Raw genomic sequence first — 14,191 nt, forward strand, 5'->3', positions numbered from 1 at the left:
TGCATTTAATTATACAATGTTCCTTTTTCAAGATTTCTTGTTGCAAACAGCAACCATCAAGTAATATTTTTCATCTTCTCGTTTAGACTCTACTCTTTTATCTCTTTGATAAAACATCTCTACATTCTCAAACACACTCAATAAATCTCTAAATTCTTCTTCTCTATATTGTCTATAATGATATGGATTGGAGCACTCTTCATTTCTACCTTTTCCAAATGGAGTAGAAACTATCAAAGTTCCATTTGATCTTAAAAGGTTATTTAAATTTTGTATAAAACCATAGTCATCTTCTATATGTTCTACGGTTTCCATACTCACTATAGTATCAAATTTGCCGTGAACATTTACTAAATTAATATCCGTACCTTCACCAATAAAAAAATCATTCCATAGATATTTATAATGTTTCTTAGCATAACTAACACTTTCTTCATCTACATCTATACCTATGATTTCTTCAATTCCTTCTCCCATAGCCATTAAGATCTCTGCACCATAGCCTACTCCACAAGCTAAATCTAAAACTCTACCTTTAGTATACATACTAGCAAACTTATATCTTGCTATATGCTCTATTAAAAGTCCATTTTTAGGGTTCATCTTTTTAGGAATAACTCGCTCCCCTGTAAACTCCATTCAACACTCTCTCCTTCTTCTTTAAAAAATGAAAAGTCATATACTGATCTTGGGTTCCATAATAACCATCCATTTATCCCTTGATCTTCAACAGCTCTAATTTGATCTAACACCTCCTCTTCTCCATATCGGTGCCTCAATGAAAAGTTCTGTAACCAAGGTCTTAACTTATAAGAATCATCTCCAAGTTTTCTTTTGGCATCTCGCAAACTCCTATATATAATAGGATATGGATTCGCATCTGGATCATTAACACCATACATGCCAGAATCATAATGAGACGGGTAGATCATTGGTGAAAGATAATCAACATAATGGGCCAACTTAGTTATATCTTGACCTATGTTTAAATCACCTGGGATTGTTGTAGTAAGACCAAAAACGTCTGCAGATTTTATAACATTGTATTCTTCTAATTCTTGATTAGCATACTTTAAAAATTCTATGATTATTTCACTTTTAGAATAACCTTCTTCTTTAATAATTAAAGTACTATTACGGGCCAACGTTGGAAACCTAATATAATCAAACTTAATCTCATCTACTCCTAAATCTGCAGCCCTTTTAGCTATCTCTAAGTTATAGTCCCAAACTTCTTTAGAATAAGGACTTGTCCACTTTTCACTCCTTATTATAGTTTCATTATCCTTTGCAGATAAGTATTCTAATGCATGATCTGGATTATTTTCAGCGAAGATATTATCATTAAATACAGCTAATCTTGCAATTACATAGATTCCTCTTCGATGAGCTTGATCAACTATATCTTTGAAGTCTCTTATAAGGGTACCTGATCTTCCCTCTTGTTCTTTGAATGTAATTATACCATCTGTATCCTTTAGATCTATTACAATTGCATTAAGATTACTCTCCTCAACTTCATCTAAAATAGTAGTTATTCTTCTTCTATTACTTGCTGCCCATGCACTTACATATACCCCCCTCACATCCTTGCCATAGCTTATATGAGGATCAACAAGATCTATCCTATTTAAAGTATGTAAGTTGTCTTCACCCTCAACCTCTGGATAGGATAAAGTTAAACTAGACTCAGACAAATCTTCTAAATTAACCTTAGGAGTGGCTAGCTTCCCTTGTGTATTTGAAGAATTAACCAAAATAATCAATAAAAACAATCCAATTAAAACTTTTTTCATTACAGCACCCCTATTCTGTCTTTTTTAATATAAAAATATTATATCACAAAGCTAGGGTGTTTTTTATGTTAAATAGTAACATAAAGTAAAAAAGGCGGATATATATCCACCTTTTTTATAAAACTTTAAAATCAAATTAATTGCTCTCTGGTCTTAAATGTGGGAAGAAGATTACTTCTCTAATGGATGGTGAATTAGTAAGAAGCATAATTAATCTATCAATCCCTATACCTAAACCTCCTGCAGGTGGCATACCATACTCTAATGCTCTAATAAAGTCTTCATCCATCATATGAGCTTCATCGTCTCCTGCTTCTCTTTGTTTAGTTTGAGCTTCAAATCTTGATTTTTGGTCAATTGGATCATTAAGCTCAGAGAAGGCATTAGCTATTTCATTTCCTGCTATAAACAGTTCAAATCTATCAGTAAACTTAGGGTTAGCTGGATTTCTCTTAGCTAGTGGAGATACCTCTACTGGATATTGAGTAATAAATGTAGGTTGGATCAACTTTTCTTCAACAAATTCTTCAAAGAATTCATTAATTATATCTCCTACTTCCATCCCATCTTTATAATCTATTCCTTTTTTGTCTGCTAAACTTCTTGCTTCTTCTATATCTTCTACATTACTAAAATCTACATCGGCATACTTTTTAATAGAATCAATCATAGTCATTTCTTCCCAATTACTGAAATCTATATTTAACCCATCATATTCTACTTCCATAGTGCCCAATACATTTTGAGCTGTATCTTTAATTAAATCCTCAGTAATTGTCATCATATCTTTATAATCAGCATATGCTTCATATAATTCCATTGAAGTAAACTCAGGATTGTGTTTTGTAGATAAACCTTCATTTCTCATATTCTTTCCGATTTCAAAGACCTTCTCAAAACCACCTACAAGAAGCCTCTTTAAGTATAACTCTGGAGCAATCCTCATATAAAGGTCAGTATCTAAAGCATTATGGTGAGTTATAAATGGTCTCGCCGAAGCACCACCAGCAATTGGGTGCATTAATGGAGTCTGTACTTCTAAAAACCCATTATCCTCTAAATACCTTCTAATATTATGTAGTATTCTACTTCTTAATATAAACTTCTCTTTAACCTCAGGATTAACTACTAAATCTACATAACGTTGACGATATCTTAACTCTACATCTTTTAATCCATGCCACTTTTCTGGCAAAGGTCTTAGAGATTTAGAAAGAAGCTTGAAATCTTGAACCCTAACTGTTACTTCACCACTTCTTGTCTTAAATAGAGATCCTTCTATACCAATATGATCTCCAATGTTTAAGCTAGTAAATAAATTGTATGCTTCCTCACCAATCTTATTCTTCTTAACATAAACCTGAATTCTACCTGACATATCAGCAATATCTGCAAAAGAAGATTTTCCATGATCTCTTAAAGCCATAATACGCCCAGCAACCTTAAACACTTCTTCATCAGAACTGCCTTCTTCAAAGTTATCTAAAAGGTCTTCTATTATACTATCTCTTCTAAAATCATTACTATATGCTTCTACACCTGCTTCTTCTAAAGCAGCTAACTTCTTACGCCTTTCTACCATCAATTCATTCAAATCATTTTCTACATCTGCCATAATAAATATAACCTCCAAATATTTTTATAAATTATTTCTTTGTAATCTCTAAAATTTCAAACTTAATTACCCCAGCAGGAACTTCAATCTCGACAGTATCACCAACTGAATGACCCATTAACCCTTTACCAATTGGTGATGCATTAGAAATTTTTTGATCATCTGGATTTGATTCTGCAGACCCTACTATAGTATACTCTTCTTCATCATCAAATTCTAAATCCTTAATTCTAACAGTAGTACCTACCCCTACCTTAGTTGTGTCTATATTTTCAGTATCTATTACTTCAGAATTTTTGATCATCTGCTCTAATTCTCTAATTCTTCCTTCAATAAATGCTTGTTCGTTTTTTGCATCATCATATTCAGAATTCTCACTTATATCTCCTAAAGCTCTAGCCTCTTTAATTCTCTTTGCAATTTCTTTACGCTTTGGACCTCTTAATTGCTTTAACTCTTCTTTTAATTTATTTAAGCCCTCTTCTGATATGACAAACCTCTCTTCCTTCACAGTAGATTACCCCTTTTCTTTTAATTTTAATATCATTTTATTTATTAATTGATATTTTTATTATTACAAAAATATAAAATAGTGTCAAGGCTTATTGACTCAACACTATTAACTCTGCTTTAATAAGACATTATACTCCAATTTGTAAATTTTGTCAAGAAGAATTGACTACCCTTCTCACTCTACTTAACTGTTGTAATGATATCTCCTTCTCTAAACTCCTTAAACTTGCCAATTTAAATCCATGCTTCTTAGCTAACCTATCAATCTCAATAATCTTATTAAGCTCTAAATCAGATCCTAAACTATAATCATAATATCTTTTTTCTAGAGCCAAAATCATTGTCTCGGCCATACAAGCATAGGCAGTACCTTTAGGAAATCCAAAATCTAAGTTAAAATCTACATTCCCAGGTACATCTACAATTCCCCCATCTATCACTAATATATCTTTTCTTTTAGCTGCAAGCTCCTTTGAAACATCTCTTGGTCTAGCAATATCACAGACTATAGCTCCAGACTTTAACTTATCTATGTCTATTATACCTTCTATAGAACTAGAAACTGCTATAACTATATCTGCTTCTGGTAGGAGTTTGTTTATATTAGTACCGACCTCGACATCTATATTATAACTAGCTTTTATCTCTCCAGCAAAATCATCTAGTTTTTTCTTGTTTCTAGCTGCTAAGATCAGATACTTATTGCTCCGAGCTAAAAACTTAGTGCATGCTTTACCAATTGATCCAGTAGCTCCTATTATTAATATATTGGAGCTTTTCATATCTACCCCCATCATTTCACTAGCTAGCTTAGTCCCTTCTAAGGCAGTAGCTACAGTATAACTATTACCAGTAGTTATACCTATATCTAATTTATTAGCTACTGTTATTCCTTTATCACCTACTACTGAAGTAAAAGCTCCTAAACCTACAATTTCAGCTCCTAATTCCTTGGCCTTAGTTGCAGCAACTGTTATCTTATCAACTACCTCATGTGTTGGCAATTCTAATATCTGTTTAGAAGTCAAAGGACAAGTAACAAACCACCCCTCTGCTTTGCTTCCTGTTATAGACTCCACACCAGTTATATGAGAGACCTTAAAAGGTGGAAGGTGCTTGATTACCCTTTCGATCATACTTTCAGAAAACATCTTAGCAAATGGTAATTTACGTTCTATATCTTTTGCTACTAAGGGATGGATTATAAATCCAAACTTCTCCATCAATACTCCTCCTTTACTTCATCACTTTCAAATTCTTCAATTCGTGGTTCTAAATCAATATTTCTTAATATATTTAAATAGTCAGAGATATGTATATCCTCTACCTTTTTATCGATCAAAGTAACAAGTATTGCTTCCATAACATTTGTTCCAAAGGATCTTCCTTCAAATTCAGGTGTAGTTGTAATTACTTTTGTTACACCTTTTTTCCTTAGAAGCTCTAAATCATTCTGTGTAACTGTATTTGTTATAATTATCTTTCCTCTAAGATTATCTGGCAAATACCTTCTAATATAATGAAAATCACCTGCTATAACCTGCGCCCAATCATAATATTTACTGTATTTATCCTGATGGGCCAACTGCTTAGATCCTGTTGGATATAATAATTTAAAGGGTAGTTTGCTAACTAAAGGCATAACCGCTTGGGATATACGCTTTAATACTTTTAAAGAACTTATAGGTATAGGTACCCCTAAACCAAAGATAAGATCTCCTAAAACCAAATCAGCTCCTAAGTTATCTAATGTTTCTGCCATACCAAAACGATCTAAAGCAGATACTATTAGTACCCTTCTACCTCCTAATTCAATACTCTTATCTATCTTCCTAATCACCTCTCTTTCTAAGGTATTCTTTAAACCACTTCCATCTACAATTGGTGTTTTCTTAACATTATCTACAATCTTCTTAGCATCTCTAATCATATACCGCTTCTTTCCTGCATAAAGATAGAGATCAATTCCTCCTAGACCAAAAGCATCTACTTCCCCATCTAACTCCTCAAATAACCTTATAGCTTTATCCATATCTCCATCTGTACCAATTCGTTCTATCTCAAACTCCTCACCTAGTAACTCTCTTTTAATCTTGTTATCCCTCTCTGATGAACCCAAGCTTATGCTTACAATCTTTTTCATATAATACACCCACCATTAAGTTTAGATTTCTCTTTTTAATATTCCATAATAATTAAGAATTTATGTAGATAAAATAAAAAAACTGATACTCAATGAGCATCAGTTAAACTATCTTTATATTCTTCCAGTATATTTTTCATACCATCTAATGTCTCTGCTTTATTTAATAAATCTTTAGCATAGGTGCAATTTTTAAGCCCTTTTATATACCAAGAAGCATGCTTTCTCATTTCTTTTACTCCAACTGGCTCTCCTTTATACTGAACAAGATAAGATAAATGTTTAATTGCAGTATCTAACCTCTCTTGAGCCGAAGGAGGATCTAATTTATCACCTGTCTTGAGATATTGGGCTATTTGATTGATCAACCAAGGGTTTCCTTGAGCACCTCGACCAACCATTACTCCATCACAACCTGTTTCCTTTAACATTCTTACACCATCATCAAGAGTGAAGATATCGCCATTTCCAATTATGGGGATTTCAAGCGATTCTTTAACCCTTCTTATTATATCCCAATCAGCCTTGCCGGTGTAGAACTCTTCTCTTGTTCGCCCATGAACTATAATTGCCTTGGCTCCATTATCTTGAGCTATCTTTGCTATCTCTACAGCATTAATGTTATTATCATCCCAACCCTTTCTAATCTTAACAGTAATTGTTGTGTCGGTAGCTTCTACCATAGCCTTAACTACCTCCCCTAGTAACTTAGGTTCTTTCATTAAAGCTGAACCATAGCCATTTTTAACTATTTTAGGAGCAGGACAACCTACATTTAGATCTATGATCTCTGGGCTACTTTTTTCAACTACCATTTGAGTTGCTTTTGCTAAAATATCTGGTTCATTACCAAAAAGCTGTAATGAAACTGGTCGTTCAACAGGAAGAATCTCTAACATCCGCTCTGTCTTTTTATTTCCATAAGCCAACCCCTTGGCACTTACCATCTCTGTACAGACTAGAGGACAACCCATCTCCTTGACTAACCTCCGATAAGGAAGATCAGTAACCCCAGCCATCGGGGCCAACAGCACCGGCGCCTCCAACTCCACATCTCCTATCTTCAACATATTCTTAACTCCTTTACTTACCGATTTATCTCTTCAATTATCCTTAAACCTTCTAAAGTTAGAAATTCATTTACTTCATCAATCTCTTCTGACTCAGGGCTTATAGTTTCAGCCAGACCACCTGTAGCTATAACTTTAGCCTCACTAGAAATTTCTTTTTTCATCCTTTTAACCAAACCATCAACTTGCCCAACAAAACCATAGAGTATCCCGGCTTGAAGACCATCTTTGGTATTCTTGCCAGTTACCTTAGCTGGGAAGTCTAATTCAATTTTTGGTAACTTGGCAGCTCGATCAAACAAAGCCTCTGTCGATATGCCTATCCCCGGTGCAATGGCTCCTCCTAGATATTCACCTTCTGCTGAGACTACACATAAGGTAGTAGCTGTACCAAAATCTACAATTATCGTTGGCCCATCATATAACTTATGAGCAGCTACTGCATTTACAATTCTATCGGCACCTACCTCTTTAGGATTATCCATCTTAATATCAATCCCTGTCTTAACACCTGGACCAACAACTATTGCCTCTAAGCCAAAATACTTAACAGCAAGCTCATCTAGAATATTTATAACTGGAGGTACAACTGAAGAGATTATTATCTTCTCTACATCCTTTAGACTATAACCATTACTTTCAAATAAATTGATAAAAAGAATCCCATATTCATCGACAGTCTTACCGCGATCTGTTGAAATTCTCCAATCTACAACTAAATTATCCCTTTGATATAAGCCAAGCACTGTATTGGTGTTTCCAACATCAATTGCTAAAATCATTTATCTTCTCTCCTTTTAATTTCCTGAAGTAAATTCTTTATGCACTAATGATACCTCACCAGAGTAAAACTTCTTTAACTGACTGCCTATCTGAATTATTAATGCTCCATCTTCTCCAATATCAACAGCCTTACCTCTAAAAGTATCTCTTCCATTGTCAACTTCAACCTCTTGATTAATAGTATAAGAGCATTCCTTCCATTTAGCTAATAATTCCTCAAAAGAATCTACCTTTTTATATAAACTCTCTAAATTCTCTAACAACAGATTTATAAATTCGACTCTATCTACCTTCTCCTCTAACTCATTATAAAGAGTAGTAACTTTATTATGTAAGGATTTATCTAACTTTTCAATAGAGAAATTTGCATTTATCCCTATCCCAACTACCAGATGATCTATTCTATCTAACTCTCCACCCATCTCAGTTAAAATACCACAGACCTTCTTATCACCAATTAAAATATCATTGGGCCATTTTATCCTTGCATCTAACTTGGTTAATTTATTAATAGTCTCTGCGATAGCTAAAGAAGCTATATAGGTCAATCTAGTAGCCTGCATAGGTTTGAGATCAGGCCTTAATATAATAGATAACCAAAGCCCACCTTGAGGACTAGAAAAGTCTCTACCTAACCTGCCCTTGCCTACACTTTGCTTTTCAGCAATAACCATTGTCCCTTCTTTATCTCCCTTTTGTGCTTTCTCTTTGGCCACTCTACTGGTTGAATCAACCTCATCATAATAGATAATATTTTGACCTATAAAATCAGTCTTTAGATTTCTCTTTATCTCTTCTGGGATTAATTTATCAGAAGAAGTAACTAAGCGATAACCTACCTTTGAAGAAGACTCTATCTTATAACCTGCTTCTCTTAAATACTTAATATACTTCCAGATGCTTGTCCTACTAACTCCAAGCTTATTACTAAGTTCCTCACCTGATATATATTGACCCTTAGCTTTATATAATAAATCCAAAACTTTTTCTCTTTTAGTTAAATTCTTTTTCACCTCTATCACCTACTTTTCTAAGGGTATTATATAATATTATACCAAAAAAGACAAAGAATAAATTAAGCTGTAAGCTGTGTGCTAAAAATCTATATAAACTGTAGAGTATATATTTTATATCATCAACTAATTATTCTATGATAGTATATTAATCAAAACTTGTATTTCAAGCTGAAATAAGTATGAATAAAAAAACAAGGTTCACTTACAATCAATTTACAAAAATTGAATTAATTTAATCATATAGAAGAATATTAAAGAAAAAAGGCTAGATGATATTATCATCTAGCCTTTTAAAACTTATATGATGTAACTGCTTTTTATTTAGATTTTAAAGAAGTGATTAATAAAGCTGTAACTACTGTTCCAGCAATTATTGATAGAGTATACATCAATAACCCACTTACAGCGCCTGGTATAGCAAGAACAAAGATTCCTCCATGAGGAGCTCTTAATGATACATTAAACAACATTGACAATCCACCTGCTACTGCAGATCCTGCCATAATAGATGGTATAACTCTAAAAGGATCTGCTGCTGCAAAAGGAATAGCGCCCTCAGTAATAAAAGATATACCTAGAACTCCTGCTGCTTTACCAGCTTCTTTTTGCTGTAAGTCAAATTTCTTAGGTGCGATTACAGTTGCTAAGAAGAGTCCTAGAGGTGGTGTCATTCCTGCTGCCATAATTGCTGCCATTGGTGCATATATCTCTGATCCTAAAAGTCCAACCCCAAAAGCATAAGCTGCCTTATTAACAGGTCCACCCATATCAAAAGCCATCATTGCTCCAAGTATAATTCCTAAAAGAACTCTATTAGTTCCTGTCATACCTTGTAGCCAATTTTCTAAACTGTGCATAATACTTTGAACAGGAGGGCCAATTACAAATATCATAAGTAAACCTACTGCTAAAGATGATAAAAGAGGTAGTATCAAAACTGGCATAAGTCCTTGTAATGTTGCAGGTAATTTAATGTTATCTTTCAACCATTTTGTAATATAACCGGCCAAGAAACCAGCAATAATACCGCCTAAAAATCCAGCCTCTATCTGTACAGCCAACATACCACCGATCATACCCGGAGCTAAACCTGGACGATCAGCAATAGATGACGCGATAAAACCAGCTAAAATTGGAACCATTAAAGCAAAGGCTGCTCCACCACCAATATCCATCAAAGCTCCTGCTAAAGCTCCTTCTCCATGAATACCCCCAAAGGCAAAAGCTAAGGCTATAGATAAACCACCAGCTACTACAAAAGGAATCATCCTAGATACACCATTCATTAAGTGCTTATAAGGTCCTGTCCTTTGAGATCTTCTCTCTGCCTTTTTATTTGCTACTTCTGAATAAACATCTTGACCACCTTTAAAGTTCTTTGCTTCTTCTAAAGCCTCTTCAATTAATTCTGCTGGGGCTTTAATAGCATCACCAACAGCAACTGAAAGTATAGGCTTTCCAGCAAAGCGACCTCTGTCAACCTTAGTGTCTGCAGCAATAATTATAGCCTTTGCTTCTTCAATATCCTCTTGTGTCAATTCATTCTCTACTCCTACAGATCCTTGAGTCTCAACCTTAATCTCAATCTCTTTCTCTTTGGCTGCTTTCTCTAAGGCCTCTGCTGCCATATAAGTATGAGCCACACCAGTTGGACAAGCAGTTATAGCTAATATCTTCATTAAATCTCCCCCTTTAATTGTAAATATTTATAATCAACCCTTTAGGTTAACTATCATTCATTATCTTTGATCACCTTTAAAAGACTTTCTGTATCTTTAGCTTTTAACAAAGCATTGCGAAAATCTTCATGCATCAATTTTCTAGACAACTGGGCCAACACCTTTAAATGCTCATCTGAACTACCCTCAGGAACAGCAATCATAAAGAATAACTTAGCTGGCTTTTCATCAAAACTACCAAAATCTATTCCTTTATCTGAGCGACCAAAAACTAAAGATGCCTCCTTTACTACAGAACTCTTACCGTGGGGTATTGCAACTTGATTGCCTACCCCAGTAGTACTTAACTCTTCTCTAGCTAATATGACCTTATAAAATTCTTCTTTAGATGTGATTTTATTGGCATCATCTAATATATGGACTAGTTCTTCTAAGACACTTTCTTTATCTGTTGAATTTAAATCTAAGTTTATAAAGTCAGGTGCTAATAAATTACTAATCTTCATTTAAATCTCCTCCTTTAACTTTTCTATATTAACTGAATCTAATAATTTTTCTACCTCTACTTTGACACATAACTGAGTACCTGCTTTACTTACACTGTTAGCACTAGCAGCAGTTGCATAGATTAAAGATTCCCTTAAAGATCTACCTTCATTCAATTTAAATGCAAGTGCTCCTACTAAGGTATCTCCTGCTCCTACTGTACTACTTGCATTTATTTGAGGTGGCGTAACCTTGTAGTTGCCTTCCTTACTCACTACAATAGCTCCTTCTTTACCTAAAGATATCACTACTATCTCTATTCCATTAATATGCAGGTTATAGGCTGCTTTTATAACTTCTTCTCTATTTTTTAACTTTCTATCTAACAATTTCTCTAATTCCTTTAAATTTGGTTTGATTAAATAAGGTTTTTCTTTGATAGCTAACTCTAAAGCCTTAGCAGAAGAATCTAATACAACCTTGATCCTAAGCTTCTTTAACTTCTTAATCATTTGAGCATAAAAGCTCTTTGGAACACCTCTAGGTAAGCTTCCTGTGAGTACTACAAAATCGCCTTCTCTTACCAGTGAAAGCAGCTTATCCTCTAAATTTATTAAATCATCCTTGCTTATTTTAGGTCCAGGTTCATTTATTTCTGTCTCTTGGCCCTTAACTGTATCTATAAGTTTAAGATTGGTTCTAGTTTCCCCTTTTACAATATTAAAATCATATTCAACACCCAAGCTCTTAAGGCTTTGACTAATATAATCTCCATTATTCCCAGCTATAAATCCTAAGGCTTTGGTTTTTCCGCCTAATTCTGCAACTGCTCTTGATACATTAATTCCCTTTCCACCTATATCACTTCTTTGATTTTTAATTCTATTTAACTGACCTAATCTTAAATTTTCTACCTTTGCCGTCTTATCTACTGCAGGGTTTAGGGTTAAAGTAGTTATCATTTTATACACCTCCTAAGCAAAGATTACCTTTACCTCTTTTTTTATCTGATCTACTAAACTTTTACCTTCTCCCTTATTAGTAATAATAGTATCGACCTTTGATAAATCACTTATACTAACAAAGGATATCTCTCCAAACTTGCTATTATCGGCTAATACTATAACACTCTCTGCTCTCTCTATCATAGTTCTTTTTGTATTCGCCTCGACCAAATCAGGAGTAGTAATCCCTGCCTTAGGGTGAATACCATTAGCCCCCAAAAAAACCTTATCTACATAAAAAGTATTCAAATTCATCTCTGATACCGGTCCAACGGTAGCTAAAGTAGTCTTCTTTAATGTTCCCCCAATTAATATTATTTGATGTTCCTCTTGAGCCAACTCTAAAGCAATATTAGTAGCATTGGTTATAATAGTCAACTCCTTATGGTCTTTTAAGGCTTTTGCTAATTGAATTGTTGTTGTTCCAGCATCTAAAATAATTGTTTCACCATTATTAACTAATTCTGCTGCTTTCCTTCCAATTGCTTTCTTTTCTTGAGGAAACTCTTTCTCCTTTTCAATAAAAGATGGTTCAAATCTCATTCCATCTTCTAAAGGAACTGCCCCTCCATGAGTTCTTTTTACTAAACCCTCTTTTTCTAACACCTGCAAATCTCTTCTAATTGTTGAAGGAGAGACTTCAAAATAATTGCATAACTCATTTACCCCTTTTGAATCCTCTTCATTTAAGAGTTCAACAATTTTTCTCCTTCTTTCTTCAGCAAACATATTAATCACCCTTATCTCTTATATTTAAATATTAAAGCTTGTATGATTATTATTGATTGTTCTTATTTTACTTTATGATCATTTTTGCTTGTTTGTTGTTACTTATGATTATATTGTATATTCTTCTAAAAGTCAAGACCTAAATTATATGTAACTAAAAATAAATCTAACCTTTATCTCTTAAATTTAAACAATCTATTGGCTATCAATAAATTTTTTAACAAACATATCTATTTAAGAATATGATGTATTAGCTATATTAGGAGGTGATTTGATTGAGAGAAGATAATGACCATAGACACCATCATAGACTGGCTAGAGCTTATGTGCCTTCACAGGTTTATACTCAGCGTTATGACCCTGCAGAAGGTTTAAACTTAGGTACTATATTCCCCGAATTATATCGGCCTTATCGCCGAAGAAGAGTCTAAAAGGAGGTGTTTAAAGAGATGACTAGAGAGATAAGCAGAGCGCAATTAAGAGATCTTAGAGAACTTATGGCCCTTGATTTTACTGTTCTTGAACTTGGATTGTATCTAAATACTCATCCCGATGATAGGAGAGCCTTAAAAGATTATAATACCTTAGCTAGAAGGTATCAAGAATCAAAAAGGGCCTACCAAAGAGAGTACGGACCAATAATTGTAGGCGAAGAGAGTGATCTGCCATGGGAATATCCTAGAACCCCATGGCCTTGGCAGATTGAATATCAATAAGGAGGAGATAAAATGTGGGATTATAAAAAAATGCTCCAATATCCCGTTAGAGTTAGAGGAAATGATTTAGAATTAGCAAAATTGCTTTACGCCCAATATGGTGGACCAGATAGTGAACTTTCAGCCGGAATTAGATATTTAACCCAAAGGTTTACTATCCCCACTGATGAAGCCAAAGCTACTTTAACCGATATTGGTACTGAAGAGTTGGCCCATTGGGAGATTCTTGGCACATTAATCTACAAACTTACTGCAGGTGTTCCAGTTCAAACTTTACGAAATGCAGGACTTGGCCCAAATTATGCCCAACATGGTAGGGCTTTATTCCCAAATGATGCTGGTGGAGTCCCTTGGATGGCTTCTTATATCCAGTCTCATGAAGATCCAATTGCTAGCTTACATGAAGATATGGCTGCAGAAGAGAAGGCTAGAGCAACCTATGAAAATTTAATTGATCTTAGTAATGATCCTGGTGTTATAGATACCCTAAGCTTCTTAAGAGAACGAGAGGTAGTCCACTTCCAACGATTTGGAGAGACCTTAACTATTGTTCAAGATTATCTTGATAGAAGAGAAGAAGAAAGAAGATAAAGAAATTATATAAAGTAAAGGCTAGTGGCTTAAGCCACTAGCCTTTACTT

16 protein-coding genes are annotated in these 14,191 nt (G+C 34.1%); 3 read left to right on the plus strand and 13 right to left on the minus strand.

The genetic code is table 11. The annotated features are described in order from the left end of the window. Positions 1-27: 27 nt before the first annotated feature. The 13 genes from HALSAC_RS0106415 to HALSAC_RS0106475 all read right to left on the minus strand — a co-directional run bounded on the left by HALSAC_RS0106415 (position 28) and on the right by HALSAC_RS0106475 (position 12,834). Positions 28-639, minus strand: a complete 612-nt coding sequence (locus tag HALSAC_RS0106415; protein ID WP_027339573.1) for a class I SAM-dependent methyltransferase — start codon at positions 637-639, stop codon at positions 28-30. Beyond that, a complete protein-coding gene (locus HALSAC_RS15195) occupies positions 600-1,796 on the minus strand; it encodes a putative glycoside hydrolase (protein ID WP_051412104.1) in 1,197 nt (398 codons plus the stop codon). The genes HALSAC_RS0106415 and HALSAC_RS15195 overlap by 40 nt, the downstream gene beginning before the upstream one ends. A gap of 136 nt (positions 1,797-1,932) precedes the next feature. Next, on the minus strand, positions 1,933-3,411 hold the full coding sequence (lysS, locus tag HALSAC_RS0106425) for a lysine--tRNA ligase (protein WP_027339574.1): 1,479 nt from the start codon (positions 3,409-3,411) through the stop codon (positions 1,933-1,935). Between the two features lie 31 nt (positions 3,412-3,442). Continuing rightward, complete coding sequence (gene greA, locus HALSAC_RS0106430; RefSeq protein WP_027339575.1) at positions 3,443-3,922, minus strand: transcription elongation factor GreA; 480 nt, start codon at positions 3,920-3,922, stop codon at positions 3,443-3,445. Between the two features lie 154 nt (positions 3,923-4,076). Further along, positions 4,077-5,147 carry a saccharopine dehydrogenase NADP-binding domain-containing protein gene (locus HALSAC_RS0106435; RefSeq protein ID WP_027339576.1) on the minus strand — a complete coding sequence of 357 codons (1,071 nt, stop codon included), beginning with the start codon at positions 5,145-5,147 and terminating at the stop codon, positions 4,077-4,079. Beyond that, positions 5,147-6,067, minus strand: coding sequence for a hypothetical protein (locus HALSAC_RS0106440; RefSeq protein ID WP_027339577.1), 921 nt, complete (start codon positions 6,065-6,067; stop codon positions 5,147-5,149). Before HALSAC_RS0106440 ends, HALSAC_RS0106435 begins: the two co-directional genes overlap by 1 nt. Before the next feature lie 89 nt (positions 6,068-6,156). Beyond that, on the minus strand, positions 6,157-7,134 hold the full coding sequence (gene dusB / locus HALSAC_RS0106445) for a tRNA dihydrouridine synthase DusB (RefSeq protein ID WP_027339578.1): 978 nt from the start codon (positions 7,132-7,134) through the stop codon (positions 6,157-6,159). Positions 7,135-7,154: 20 nt separating this feature from the next. Further along, complete coding sequence (locus tag HALSAC_RS0106450) at positions 7,155-7,919, minus strand: type III pantothenate kinase (protein ID WP_027339579.1); 765 nt, start codon at positions 7,917-7,919, stop codon at positions 7,155-7,157. A 15-nt stretch (positions 7,920-7,934) separates the two neighbouring features. Further along, entirely contained in the window at positions 7,935-8,933 is a 999-nt protein-coding gene (locus HALSAC_RS0106455) for a biotin--[acetyl-CoA-carboxylase] ligase (protein WP_027339580.1), read from the minus strand. 320 nt (positions 8,934-9,253) lie between these two features. Beyond that, positions 9,254-10,615: a PTS fructose transporter subunit IIC gene (locus HALSAC_RS0106460; protein WP_035571349.1), complete on the minus strand. Its 1,362-nt coding sequence runs from the start codon at positions 10,613-10,615 to the stop codon at positions 9,254-9,256. A gap of 53 nt (positions 10,616-10,668) precedes the next feature. Next, the gene (locus tag HALSAC_RS0106465) at positions 10,669-11,121 is read right to left on the minus strand and encodes a PTS sugar transporter subunit IIA (protein WP_027339582.1); all 453 of its coding nucleotides are present in this window, start codon (positions 11,119-11,121) and stop codon (positions 10,669-10,671) included. Further along, on the minus strand, positions 11,122-12,063 hold the full coding sequence (pfkB, locus tag HALSAC_RS0106470; protein ID WP_027339583.1) for a 1-phosphofructokinase: 942 nt from the start codon (positions 12,061-12,063) through the stop codon (positions 11,122-11,124). A gap of 12 nt (positions 12,064-12,075) precedes the next feature. Further along, on the minus strand, positions 12,076-12,834 hold the full coding sequence (locus HALSAC_RS0106475; RefSeq protein ID WP_027339584.1) for a DeoR/GlpR family DNA-binding transcription regulator: 759 nt from the start codon (positions 12,832-12,834) through the stop codon (positions 12,076-12,078). A gap of 275 nt (positions 12,835-13,109) precedes the next feature. On the opposite strand from HALSAC_RS0106475, the gene HALSAC_RS16820 reads away from it, so the two are divergent. The 3 genes from HALSAC_RS16820 to HALSAC_RS0106490 are packed head-to-tail and all read left to right on the plus strand — an operon-like array spanning position 13,110 to position 14,141. Next, the gene (locus HALSAC_RS16820) at positions 13,110-13,265 is read left to right on the plus strand and encodes a spore coat associated protein CotJA (protein ID WP_084804353.1); all 156 of its coding nucleotides are present in this window, start codon (positions 13,110-13,112) and stop codon (positions 13,263-13,265) included. 18 nt (positions 13,266-13,283) lie between these two features. Next, positions 13,284-13,550 (plus strand): spore coat protein CotJB, encoded by a 267-nt coding sequence (locus HALSAC_RS0106485; RefSeq protein ID WP_027339585.1) that lies wholly within the window; start codon positions 13,284-13,286, stop codon positions 13,548-13,550. 12 nt (positions 13,551-13,562) lie between these two features. Then, the gene (locus HALSAC_RS0106490) at positions 13,563-14,141 is read left to right on the plus strand and encodes a manganese catalase family protein (RefSeq protein ID WP_027339586.1); all 579 of its coding nucleotides are present in this window, start codon (positions 13,563-13,565) and stop codon (positions 14,139-14,141) included. Positions 14,142-14,191: the final 50 nt, after the last annotated feature.

Source organism: Halonatronum saccharophilum DSM 13868, assembly GCF_000517025.1.
Classification (GTDB): domain Bacteria; phylum Bacillota; class Halanaerobiia; order Halobacteroidales; family Halobacteroidaceae; genus Halonatronum; species Halonatronum saccharophilum.

Excerpts from the sequence above, each read along its gene's own strand:
- lysS (WP_027339574.1), bottom strand. The coding sequence starts at position 3,411 with ATGGCAGATGTAGAAAATGATTTGAATGAATTGATGGTAGAAAGGCGT.
- HALSAC_RS0106475 (WP_027339584.1), bottom strand. The coding sequence starts at position 12,834 with ATGTTTGCTGAAGAAAGAAGGAGAAAAATTGTTGAACTCTTAAATGAA.
- HALSAC_RS0106450 (WP_027339579.1), bottom strand. The coding sequence starts at position 7,919 with ATGATTTTAGCAATTGATGTTGGAAACACCAATACAGTGCTTGGCTTA.
- HALSAC_RS15195 (WP_051412104.1), bottom strand. The coding sequence starts at position 1,796 with ATGAAAAAAGTTTTAATTGGATTGTTTTTATTGATTATTTTGGTTAAT.
- HALSAC_RS0106435 (WP_027339576.1), bottom strand. The coding sequence starts at position 5,147 with ATGGAGAAGTTTGGATTTATAATCCATCCCTTAGTAGCAAAAGATATA.
- HALSAC_RS0106485 (WP_027339585.1), top strand. The coding sequence starts at position 13,284 with ATGACTAGAGAGATAAGCAGAGCGCAATTAAGAGATCTTAGAGAACTT.
- HALSAC_RS0106490 (WP_027339586.1), top strand. The coding sequence starts at position 13,563 with ATGTGGGATTATAAAAAAATGCTCCAATATCCCGTTAGAGTTAGAGGA.
- HALSAC_RS0106465 (WP_027339582.1), bottom strand. The coding sequence starts at position 11,121 with ATGAAGATTAGTAATTTATTAGCACCTGACTTTATAAACTTAGATTTA.
- pfkB (WP_027339583.1), bottom strand. The coding sequence starts at position 12,063 with ATGATAACTACTTTAACCCTAAACCCTGCAGTAGATAAGACGGCAAAG.
- HALSAC_RS0106440 (WP_027339577.1), bottom strand. The coding sequence starts at position 6,067 with ATGAAAAAGATTGTAAGCATAAGCTTGGGTTCATCAGAGAGGGATAAC.
- HALSAC_RS0106415 (WP_027339573.1), bottom strand. The coding sequence starts at position 639 with ATGGAGTTTACAGGGGAGCGAGTTATTCCTAAAAAGATGAACCCTAAA.
- HALSAC_RS0106460 (WP_035571349.1), bottom strand. The coding sequence starts at position 10,615 with ATGAAGATATTAGCTATAACTGCTTGTCCAACTGGTGTGGCTCATACT.